The organism is Providencia sp. 2024EL-00732 (assembly GCF_044006275.1).
Lineage (GTDB): Bacteria > Pseudomonadota > Gammaproteobacteria > Enterobacterales > Enterobacteriaceae > Providencia > Providencia huashanensis.
In genome coordinates, this window is the sequence record NZ_JBIPDG010000001.1 from 981,099 (window position 1) to 993,161 (window position 12,063).

Below are 12,063 nucleotides of genomic sequence, written 5' to 3' on the forward strand. Positions count from 1 at the left end.
ATTTGATAAACAGCAATCACCATCTCCGTGACCTCATTTCTTTTGGCTGATGTTTATTTACTGAATATTGTCATTTCTTTTCCCCTGACAATGACAAAAATTTTCATTGATAAAGCTATCGCAAACGTTTGCCTAGCCTGTTAGAATAATGCTAATGAAGTTAATTTTCTCAAAATGTAATTGCCTTGGGGGCCGTAGTGACTGATAAAACCTCTCTTAGCTATAAAGATGCCGGTGTCGATATTGATGCAGGTAACGCCTTGGTTGAACGTATTAAAGGTGTGGTGAAGGAAACTCGCCGTCCAGAAGTCATGGGCGGGCTTGGGGGGTTCGGCGCATTATGTTCCCTGCCTCAAAAATATCGTGAACCTGTACTCGTATCAGGTACTGACGGTGTAGGCACAAAATTACGTCTAGCAATGGATTTAAAACGCCATAATACTATTGGTATTGACTTGGTTGCGATGTGTGTCAATGACCTAATCGTTCAAGGTGCTGAGCCACTGTTTTTCCTCGATTATTATGCAACCGGTAAACTTGATGTCGACACTGCGGCAAGCGTTATCACTGGTATCGCAGAAGGCTGTAAACAATCAGGCTGTGCATTAGTTGGCGGCGAAACAGCAGAAATGCCCGGCATGTACCATGGGGAAGATTACGACGTTGCAGGTTTCTGTGTCGGTGTCGTCGAACGCTCCGAGATCATCGATGGCAGCAAAGTCAGTGCAGGGGATGCATTAATTGCCTTAGCCTCAAGTGGTCCTCATTCAAATGGTTATTCTTTGGTACGTAAAATTTTAGACGTTAGCCAAACTAATCCGGAAACCACACAATTAGACGGTAAACCTTTAGCTGACCATTTATTAGAACCAACCCGTATTTATGTTAAAAACGTATTAGAACTGATTGCTAACCGTGATATTCATGCAATCGCACATATCACAGGGGGTGGTTTCTGGGAAAATATTCCTCGTGTATTACCTGATAACACCCAAGCAATTATTGATGGAAATAGCTGGCAATGGCCTGCTGTCTTTGACTGGCTACAACAAGCTGGTGATGTCAGTACCCACGAAATGTACCGCACTTTTAACTGCGGTGTGGGCATCATCGTCGCCTTACCACCAAGTGAAGTTGAAGCTGCTTTAGCATTATTAACCCAACTTGGTGAAAAAGCTTGGCAAATTGGTACTATTGGTGAGCTTCCTGTGGGGGAAGAGCAGGTTGTGATCCGCTAATGAAGAAAATTGTTGTTCTCATTTCAGGCAGTGGTAGTAATTTGCAGTCATTAATTGATAGCTGCCATTCAGGGGAAATTGATGCTCAAATTGCCGCGGTTGTGAGCAACCAAGGCAACGCTTATGGTCTTGTCCGTGCACAGAAGGCTGGGATACCCGCCTTCTACCTTGATGCGACACAATATACCGACCGCCAAGCTTATGACACCGCCCTGTTAGAATATATTGAACAATACCAGCCAGATTTAATTGTTCTAGCTGGTTTTATGCGGGTTTTAACTGCACCTTTCGTTAATCACTTTACGGGGAAATTGCTCAATATCCACCCTTCTTTATTGCCCAAATACCCTGGGTTACACACTCATCGGAAGGCGCTGGAAAATGGCGATAAAGAACATGGTACATCCGTACATTTTGTTACAGAACAGCTTGACGGTGGGCCTGTAATTTTACAAGCCAAAGTACCTATTTTCACTGGTGATACCGAAGAACTTCTTATTGAGCGCGTAAAAACGCAAGAACATACCATTTACCCAATCGTTGTTGAATGGTTTATTAGTGGCCGTTTGTCGATGCACGATGGTAACGCGTTATTAGACAACCAAATTTTACCACCGAATGGTTATTCTATTGCATCATCAACGCTATAATTTATATTGTTAGCTAAGGGCGGAGTTTCCGCCCTTTTCTCTTTTATTTTTAGCGGTTAATCAAATCCCTCTGCATAAAGTGAACTATTCTTCAACAAGGAGTAGATCTGTCTGTGCTGTGTCATTATTTTATCGAAAAACCATGTTATCCTAGACGCAACGTTTTTATAAATAACATTTTACTCACTAACTTAGAGGTGTTTTATGACTACCGGGCAAGTTCATCCGTTTAGGTTGCGCCCACTTGAACGTGAAGATTTAGCATTTATTCATCAACTTGATAATAATGCCAGTGTTATGCGCTACTGGTTTGAAGAGCCTTATGAGGCCTTTGTTGAGCTAAGCGATCTTTACGATAAACATATTCATGACCAATCCGAACGGCGCTTTATTGTTGAGAATGATAGCGAAAAAGTGGGTTTAGTTGAGCTTGTTGAAATTGACTATATTCACCGTCGCTCTGAATTCCAAATTATTATTGCACCAAGCCATCAAGGTCGTGGCCACGCAAGTCGTGCAGCAAAGCTTGCAATGGACTATGCTTTCTCTGTATTAAATTTATATAAACTTTACCTAATTGTTGATAAAGAAAATATCAAAGCTATCCATATTTATAATAAACTAGGCTTTCATACTGAAGGTGAGTTGATTGACGAATTTTTCGTAAATGGGCGCTACCACACGGCTATCCGCATGTGTATTTTCCAGCATCAATATTTTGCGATGAAACAACAGTCTGCTAACCCAGAAAGTGTTGTTGCTCAAGATAAAGCGATTAAACAACATATTTAGTTAGCTGGCTGAAATCAAAGCCTTAAAAAGTAACAAGCGTCTAATACGGAGTTATAATGTCCCAAGAACGTCTCTATCATGAAAAAGAGTTAAGCTGGCTATCTTTTAACGAGCGCGTTTTACAAGAAGCAGCCGATAAGCGTAACCCTCTTATTGAGCGTATGCGTTTTTTGGGCATTTACTCCAATAACTTAGATGAGTTTTATAAAGTTCGTTTTGCTGATGTGAAACGCCGAATTTTAATCAATGAAGAACGCGGCTCAGCAAGTGGTGCCCGTCACTTATTAAAGCGCATCCAATCTAAAGTTGCCAAACAGGAACAAGAGTTTGACGTTCTGTATAATGATTTGTTGCTTGAGATGGCTCGTAACCAAATATTTTTAATCAATGAACGGCAAATTTCCCCACGTCAGCAGATTTGGTTACGTCAGTATTTCCGGCAAAATCTACGCCAGCACATCACCCCCATTTTAATCAATCCAGATACTGATTTAGTCGAGTTTCTGAAAGACGATTACACCTATCTTGCGATAGAAATCATTAATGGTAACCACATTCAATACGCCTTATTAGAAATTCCATCTGATAAAGTTCCAAGGTTTGTTAACTTACCACCAGAAAAGCCGAAAAGACGTAAATCAATGATATTAATTGATAATATCTTACGTTATACCCTCGATGAAATTTTTAAAGGTTTTTTCGATTATGATGAGCTCAACGCCTATTCGATGAAAATGACCCGTGATGCCGAATATGACATCGCCTCAGAAATGGAATCGAGCTTGCTTGAGATTATGTCTTCAACGTTAAAGCAACGTTTAACCGCAGAGCCAGTTCGTTTTGTGTATCAACGTGATATGCCTGATGAAATGGTTGCTTTGTTACGTGAAAAATTGGGGTTATCTAATGACGACTCGGTCATTGCAGGTGGGCGCTATCATAACTTTAAAGACTTTATTAACTTCCCTAATGAAGGGAATAAAAACTTATTAAACAAACCTCTACCAAGGTTACGTCACCGCTGGTTTGATAATTTCCGCAATGGCTTTGATGCTATTCGGGAACGTGATGTACTGCTGTATTACCCTTATTATACCTTTGAGCATACTTTAGAATTACTGCGTCAGGCTTCCTTTGACCCTAATGTATTGTCGATAAAAATCAATATTTACCGTGTTGCGAAAGACTCTCGCATCATTGATTCCGTGATCCACGCCGCCCATAACGGTAAAAAGGTCACCGTAGTCGTTGAACTGCAAGCACGTTTCGATGAAGCCGCTAATATACATTGGGCTAAAAGACTAACCGAAGCGGGTGTCCATGTTATTTTCTCTGCCCCTGGCCTGAAAATTCATGCGAAATTATTTATCATTTCACGTATGGAAGAAGGCCAAATTATCCGCTATGCCCATATTGGGACAGGTAATTTTAATGAAAAAACCGCTCGGTTATATACCGACTATTCATTACTCACCGCTAACGAACAAATCACTAATGAAGTGCGCCGAGTATTTAGTTTTATTGAAAACCCGTACCGCCCAGTCACCTTTGACAACTTAATGGTCTCACCACAAAATACTCGCATTAAATTAATGGCTTTAATTGACCAAGAAATAGCCAATGCACTTTCGGGGCTTCCAAGCGGCATTACATTAAAAATTAATAATTTAGTTGATAAAGAACTCACTGATAAACTGTATGATGCCTCTAATGCAGGGGTTAAAATTCGTTTATTAGTCCGTGGCATGTGTTCTTTAGTGGCAGGTCAATCGGGGTACAGCGAAAATATTCAAGTCACCAGCATCGTTGACCGCTTTCTTGAACATGACCGCGTCTATGTTTTCACTAATGCAGGGGACGAAAAAGTGTTTATTTCATCAGCGGATTGGATGACTCGTAACATAGACTATCGTATTGAAGTTGCAGTGAGTTTAGTTGATCCTCATTTAAAACAACGTGTTTTAGATATTCTAGAATTGCAATTTAGCGATACAGTAAAAGCCCGTTATGTTGACAAAGATTTGAGTAATCATTATGTTCCTCGCGGAAATAAGCGAAAAATACGTTCTCAACTTGCTGTTTATGAATATTTAAAATCACTTGAAACACCAGATACCAGAGCTTGATACTATGCCAATAACTTCAACATCATCACCAAGGCCACAAGAAATTGCGGCAATAGATTTAGGCTCAAACAGTTTTCATATGGTCATCGCACGTGTTGTCAATGGGGCATTACAAGTGCTCACCCGCCTTAAAAAGCGTGTCCACCTTGCTGATGGGCTGAGTGATACCAACGAACTCAGTGAAGAAGCAATGGAACGAGGGCTTTCTTGTTTAGCTTTATTTGCAGAGCGTTTGCAGGGTTTTTCGCCTGATAATGTTTGTATTGTTGGCACCCACTCATTACGCGTTGCAACCAATGTGAAGCAGTTTTTGCAACGCGCCAAAGAAATTATCCCCTATCCCATTGAAATTATTTCAGGCCAAGAAGAAGCAAGGCTAATTTTTATGGGAGTTGAGCACACCCAGCCGGAGAAAGGTCGCAAGCTTGTTCTTGATATCGGGGGCGGCTCTACGGAAATCGTTATCGGTGAAAAATTTGAGCCACTACTCATTGAAAGCCGCAGAATGGGTTGCGTCAGTTTTGCTCGCACTTACTTTCCAAACGAAACCATTTCCCCTGATTTTTTTAATCGTGCTTATCTTTGCGCCTGTTTAAAATTAGAAAGTACGGCTATTTTATTTAAAAAATACACATGGGATGTTGCAATGGGGGCTTCTGGCACAATTAAAGCAACACATAGTGTATTACAAGAACTTGGCTATAAAGACGGTATTATTACTCGAGAACGACTGGCTGAAATTAAACAAATGGCGTTGAAATATAAGTCATTTAGCGCATTAAACATTCCCGGCTTGTCCAACGAGCGCAAGCAGGTTTTCGTTCCAGGACTGGCTATTTTATTGGCTGTATTTGATTCATTAGATATTAAAGAATTACGGTTATCCGATGGTGCTTTACGTGAAGGGGTTCTGTATGAAATGGAAGGCCGTTTTCGCCACCAAGATATCCGTCAACGCACTGCATTAAGCCTTGCCGAGCACTATAATATTGATAGAGAACAAGCAAAGCGCGTTCTAAAAACCATGGAAGAGCTGTATTACCAGTGGGGTCAGCAAAACCCCAAACAGCTTAATCCTCAACTAGAATCTATTTTGATTTGGGCTGTTATGCTGCATGAAGTCGGGTTAAGTATTAATCATAGTGGCATGCACCGCCATTCTGCCTATATTTTACAAAACACTAACCTACCCGGTTTTAATCAAGAGCAGCAATTATTATTAGCCACGCTAGTCCGTAATCACCGTCGAGCCATAAAATATGACGATATTCCCAAATTTAATCTGTTTAAAAGAAAACAATTTATGCCGCTAATTCAAATCTTGCGGCTTGCCATATTATTAAATAACCAACGCCAATCAACAACAACCCCGACTTCATTACGAATAGAAACAGATGAAGGCCACTGGGCACTCTATTTACCAGAGGAATATCTCGTGCAGAATGCCTTGATGGCCCTGGATTTAGAAAAAGAAAGTGATTATTGGGAGGATGTTCCTGGTTGGTCATTACGTATTAGTGCGGAAACCAAGTAACTTACGCCATTATTGTAGTGATTTCTTCTGATTTTATTGGTTGATTACTGTGAAATCACTGCCTATTTAATTCAACTGTTTGAAATATTATTTAAATGGGCGACAATAATGATAATAAATTTCGTCCCCTCGTAGGCGAATTAATATAAAGCGCTGTGCGCTGTTATTGCTTTAAGGATTAAAATGTCACAACCTGCTTTCTCAATCGATGCGGTACCAACAGTAAACCCGCACTCACAAAAACTGGCGCATATCCGCCAGCAAATTCTGACGTTATTTTTAGACGACGAAGAGTTCGTCCATGCACTTGTTGAAAATGATCAACACGTCAGTATTGATGACAAAGCAATTAGTGAAAAAATCAATACTGTAAAAGAGTTACTTCTTGACCTGCACACCGCTGATATCGCGGATATTTTAGAGATGCTCCCATACGATGAGCGTCTCGCACTATGGCGCCTTGTTGATAATAACGAACGCGGTGAAGTGCTAGTTGAAGCCTCTGTTTCTGTCTGGGACAGTCTAATCAAGGATATGTCAGATAGAGAACTTCTGCGCGCAGTTGCTAACCTGCATGTTGATGAGCAAGCTTATATCGCGGAACACTTACCCCGCGATACGATGCGTAGATTGCTCACCTATTTAGAACCCAGCTTACGTAGCCGCATCCGAGAAGTCTTGCAATACGCAAAAGATAGCGTTGGGCAAATGATGGACTTTGAGTTCGTCACCGTCCGTCCAAATGTGGCATTAAAAACGGTTCAACGTTATCTACGGCAACGAGGCAAAATCCCAGAAGCAACGGATAAAATTTTCGTTGTAGATAACAATAATTATCTACAAGGTGAATTACCATTAACCACGATTTTAACACAATCACCCGATAAAATCGTTGCTGAGGTCATGCGAACAGACACCGTCACCTTCTTACCCGATGAAAAAGGCGAAGATGCAGCAAGCGCGTTCGAACGCTATGACTTAATTTCCGCCGCTGTCGTAGACAGCAATGGCTTGTTAATGGGCCGTCTCACCGTTGAAGATATCGTTGATAACATCAGCGAAGAAAATGATAACAGTATTCGTCGTATGGGGGGGTTAAGCCCTGAAGAAGATGTCTTTGCTCCCGTAGGCCAAGCAGTCAAAACCCGTTGGACATGGCTTGCTATCAATTTATGTACCGCCTTTGTCGCTTCCCGAGTTATCGGGGTGTTCGAAGATACGATTTCCCAATTAGTTGCCCTCGCCACTTTAATGCCTATCGTCGCTGGTATTGGCGGTAATACAGGTAACCAAACTATCACTATGATTGTCCGTGCTATAGCGCTTCACCAGATTCAAAGCGGTAGTTTCTCTTTCTTAATGCTCAGGGAGCTTGGCGTTGCCTTTATTAATGGTATTGTTTGGGGAGGTATAATGGGTGTCGTTACCTACTTCCTCTATGGCGATATTGCGATGGGAGCAGTCATGACACTGGCTATGGTTCTAAACTTATTAATGGCCGCGATTATGGGTGTGCTTATCCCGCTAATCATGATAAAACTAGGTAAAGACCCTGCTATTGGCTCCAGTGTGATGATCACTGCAATTACAGATACAGGCGGTTTCTTTATTTTCCTAGGCTTAGCCACCCTTTTCTTAGTTTAGCTGTCTCTATGCATGTCCAGTTACCTTTCTGGACATGCGTCTTTATCACTAGTAATCCCTTTCTTTAATACATTTCAAATTGTTAACTTTTAGTCACTGTCGGCTCTTTAGTCATGTTCATTTTTGCTAAAGATGTTTAGTTAGAATAATGACTATTTAGGATCACAGTATTTCCCTAGCAACTCTTATAATATTTTTTGTTATTCAAAAACGTAAGAAATTATTAAATTAATATTAATTAGCTAAATAAAACCCTGTTTTCGATATACGATATTCTGCAAATTTCATAATATTAACATCATATAAGGCTATTCACTGCCAGAGTGGGCGCTTAATTTAACTAATAGCAACTAACCAGAATATGATTCTTGTTTTTGGTACCGAGGTTTACAAAATATAGAATTTCCTGCTATAAATAGCATATGCAAAAAGATACTGTGTATTAAACTAAGTTATACCCATCCAACGTTTATGCCTCTTATCTGCACCCAATAAATATGATTAACTCATTATTTTGAGCAACTGCTTGTTATCTTGAATTTATCCTATACTGATATTTCAAGTATTTTAGAAGGAAAGTGTTATGACATCGCAACCAGCCAGCCAACCCTCGGCGCGGCCCTTGGGTAAAGAAGATTATAAAACATTAGGTTTATCCTCTTTAGGGGGTACGCTTGAGTTTTATGATTTTGTTATTTTCGTTTTTTACGCAAAAATTATTTCTCAGCTATTTTTTCCTGGGGATAACGAATTCCTTGCGTTAATGGCTACTTTAGGGTTGTTTGCTGCTGGTTACCTTGCTCGCCCACTTGGTGGGATTATTATGGCCCATTTTGGGGATAAAATTGGTCGTAAGAAAATGTTCACCTTAAGTATTTTCTTAATGGCATTCCCTACCTTTGTAATCGGTTTCCTGCCAACCTTTGAAACAATTGGTGCAGCAGCACCGTTATTACTATTATTGATGCGCATTATGCAAGGTGCTGCCATTGGTGGGGAAATGCCTGGGGCTTGGGTGTTTATTGCCGAACATACCCCTAAACAACGTTATGGCTTAGGGGTTGGGACATTAACGTCAGGTATTACAGGTGGTATTTTACTTGGTTCTATCGTGGCCATTATTATTGAGCGTTCTTATACCACTACTGAAGTCCACGACTTTGCATGGCGTATACCGTTTATTCTCGGGGGTATTTTTGGCTTTATCTCCGTGTATTTGCGCCGTTTTTTACAAGAAACCCCCATATTTAAAGAGCTAGCCGCGAAAAAAGCATTATCTCAAGAGTTACCCGTCAAAACGGTCATTAAATCACACAAACAAGCTTGTATGATTACCGCCGCGCTAACTTGGTCCTTATCAACAGCGATTGTTGTCACTATTTTGATGACCCCAGATGTCGTTTTAAAAGGGATCTACAATATTGACCGCAATATTGCATTGCAAGCCAACTGTGCTGCGACATTGACCTTAACTTTAGGCTGTATTTTCTGGGGATGGTTAGGCGATAAAACAGGGACTCGGACATCCATGACATTGTCTTGGGGTGGTTTAGCTGTTACCGCGATTTATTTCTATTCATCGTTATCTTCAGATATTTCAGCAACTAGCTTAATTTTTAACTATGGCTTAATGGGCTTCTTTGTAGGTGCGATTGCAACAACGCCTATTATCAGCACGCGTGCATTCCCACCTGAAATCCGTTATTCAGGGCTGTCATTTGCTTACAATGTTGCTTATGCAATTTTTGGTGGTTTGACCCCAATTCTGACGGGGGCATGGTTACAACAGTCCCATATGGCACCTGCATACTATGTTGCTGGTGTATCGCTATTAGCTGTAGCGGTCGCATTTTTACCTCTTTCATGGAAAGGCTGGACGGTAAACAACCAAGATAATGAAAGCCATTCAACAGTTTTAAATACGAGTACGACACCGTAATTAAATCGTTAACTTTCAAACGGTCTGATGTACGTATCTTGGCGTCAGACCGTTTCTATTTATTGCATCTTACTATATATCTAGACCAATAGTTTGATCTAGTTTAACACCCTGTATCAAACCTGCATTAACGCTACTCGATTCTAAATGATTACTACTTGATGAACCATCTTCCTTAAAAGCGCTTATATATGAAGCCATGATTTGTTCGCATTCTTTAGATTCTTCAGCTGTCATTGCCCCTATCTCGGGATAGTTAAATTTATTTCTTACAATCAACTCTTTAATATTTTTTTCTGTTTTTGCTATTTGTTGTTTAAGGTCTCTTTTTTTTCCAGATAACGATAGGATTTTATCCATTAGCTCATCATTCTTAGCTCCACTCGATATATATTTTAATATTACCATTTTCACTATTATATCTATCTCTACTTTTTTAAAATCATTATTCAACATTTTATATTTGAAAAGCTCATCCCCGAAGTAGTCAACACCGCTATAGCTGCCCTCCTCCTCAAGTTTTACAATATCCTTTTTTTCTGCTAGTAACGTGTTAATTAGCCAAACTTCTTTATCATTAAGATTCTGTTCAGTATTTAATATTTCCAATGTTAAAGATTTAATTTCTGGGAATTGCACTGCTGCCTTACTATGATATTCACTCATATTTTTCACCCTATCATCATAATATTTTTGGGTGTCAACTTTAAAATCAAAGGGGTTTGATACTATTTCATTTGGGAAGTGATGGTCACTATCACTGCAGCAGAGTTGCTTTTGGGTTATCATAATAACATCATTTATATAATGCTTTATATTATAGGTGTTCTCTACGAATTGTACTTTATTTTTATAGCTATACTTAATATCTTCCAAATAGCTTGCCATTCTTGGAGCGTATATATCCTTCTTTGTAGGTATATTAGCGAAATTTTTTATAGTTTCGTTTATATATTCCTCAAAGTGCATAGGTGTTTTTGATATGATTTTTATAAAACCATTCATATTCTCCTTATTAGACTGAGACATTTTTTGTATAACATCTGTAATTTTTTCTATATAGCCATTGTATGTTTTGATATATTCTTCTATTAATGCTTCACTTTTTTTCTCTAGCTTTAGTTGAAGAGCATCTAGTTTAGATTTTATATCAATTCGTCTATTTATCTTTCTACGTAACAGTTCAAGATCAATTGTTTTTTCATACTGGTTCACTGTTTTTTTTAACTGTTCTGTTCTAATTTTAACTAAATTCATATATTCTCCCTATAGATAAATAATTAAATGGCCCCTAATTTAATTTGATATTAATTTTAGGGACCATTTTGTTAATACTAACTACAGCGTTGCAATAGGTAATTCAAGTGCATAATGAATATATTTAAATCCACTATCTTGATTTACAGAGATGACTTCATCCTGCAAAAGGCTATTTGATGCAGAAACCAAAGCATCGCTTTGTACAGAGGTTTCAATATCTAATAAATTAACCTTACCAAGCATAGCCAATATTTCTTGTGCTTCAGAACCTATTATTTCCACTTCAGGAGTATTAATTTTATAATTCTCGGTATGGTTAGACTCCACATTTTTATTTACTTGTGTTGATACATTTAAATTTTGAACCTGAGAGAATATTCCTTTCACTTCTGAAGTAAGCATTTCTACCTCTTCTGTGCCGGAAACTTGTGCTGCAAAAGTTTTAGTGTCATAAATGATATCTGATAAAATTGAATTATTGTATAAAACCATTGATTAATTCCTTTTAATATATACAGTTATTAAATTTCTAGACTCTTTTCAAAGAGTGAGCAAACGTTATTATTTTTATATTAATTAAACTAATTTTTAATTAATATAAAAATAATTAATTCATTTACAGATCAAACTTGTAAGTTTTATTAGATTGATTTTTAATGTTTTTTTGGGGTTTTGTTGTTTTTGGAGAATGTCCTAAAATTGTTCTATGCTTAACAATTAATCACTATATGCAGCAAAGCAAACATAAATTGACACTTATTCATATTTCCTCCATTTTTCTTTGTACCTATCACGTTAAACTATTAATATGCCTAACTAACTCTTTTCAGTTAGTTTTTTTGCTCTAAAAACTCACTGAGCTTCCTTTTTTGTATTGAGC

The 12,063-nt window shown here is 38.7% G+C and carries 8 protein-coding genes and 1 pseudogene; 7 read left to right on the forward strand and 2 right to left on the reverse strand.

The features are described from left to right. Window positions 1-197 precede the first annotated feature (197 nt). The 7 genes and pseudogenes from purM (at window position 198) to ACHB7C_RS04560 (ending at window position 9,923) form a co-directional block, all read left to right on the forward strand. Window positions 198-1,238: a phosphoribosylformylglycinamidine cyclo-ligase gene (gene purM / locus ACHB7C_RS04530; RefSeq protein WP_042843537.1), complete on the forward strand. Its 1,041-nt coding sequence runs from the start codon at window positions 198-200 to the stop codon at window positions 1,236-1,238. Further along, window positions 1,238-1,888, forward strand: coding sequence for a phosphoribosylglycinamide formyltransferase (gene purN, locus ACHB7C_RS04535; protein ID WP_042843536.1), 651 nt, complete (start codon window positions 1,238-1,240; stop codon window positions 1,886-1,888). Before purM ends, purN begins: the two co-directional genes overlap by 1 nt. Before the next feature lie 204 nt (window positions 1,889-2,092). After that, entirely contained in the window at window positions 2,093-2,680 is a 588-nt protein-coding gene (gene speG / locus ACHB7C_RS04540; RefSeq protein WP_042843535.1) for a spermidine N1-acetyltransferase, read from the forward strand. 56 nt (window positions 2,681-2,736) lie between these two features. Beyond that, a complete protein-coding gene (gene ppk1, locus ACHB7C_RS04545) occupies window positions 2,737-4,806 on the forward strand; it encodes a polyphosphate kinase 1 (RefSeq protein WP_042843534.1) in 2,070 nt (689 codons plus the stop codon). A gap of 4 nt (window positions 4,807-4,810) precedes the next feature. Beyond that, the gene (ppx, locus tag ACHB7C_RS04550; RefSeq protein WP_042843533.1) at window positions 4,811-6,340 is read left to right on the forward strand and encodes an exopolyphosphatase; all 1,530 of its coding nucleotides are present in this window, start codon (window positions 4,811-4,813) and stop codon (window positions 6,338-6,340) included. Between the two features lie 363 nt (window positions 6,341-6,703). Next, window positions 6,704-7,984 (forward strand): annotated as a pseudogene (gene mgtE / locus ACHB7C_RS04555) (magnesium transporter); the annotation flags it as partial. 583 nt (window positions 7,985-8,567) lie between these two features. Then, window positions 8,568-9,923, forward strand: coding sequence for an MFS transporter (locus ACHB7C_RS04560; protein WP_198860667.1), 1,356 nt, complete (start codon window positions 8,568-8,570; stop codon window positions 9,921-9,923). A gap of 72 nt (window positions 9,924-9,995) precedes the next feature. Here ACHB7C_RS04560 and ACHB7C_RS04565 read toward each other — a convergent pair whose 3' ends face one another. Together ACHB7C_RS04565 and ACHB7C_RS04570 are read right to left on the reverse strand one after the other, a co-directional pair. Further along, on the reverse strand, window positions 9,996-11,180 hold the full coding sequence (locus tag ACHB7C_RS04565; RefSeq protein ID WP_198860668.1) for a hypothetical protein: 1,185 nt from the start codon (window positions 11,178-11,180) through the stop codon (window positions 9,996-9,998). A gap of 81 nt (window positions 11,181-11,261) precedes the next feature. After that, window positions 11,262-11,675: a hypothetical protein gene (locus ACHB7C_RS04570; protein ID WP_166686893.1), complete on the reverse strand. Its 414-nt coding sequence runs from the start codon at window positions 11,673-11,675 to the stop codon at window positions 11,262-11,264. Between the last annotated feature and the right edge of the window lie 388 nt (window positions 11,676-12,063).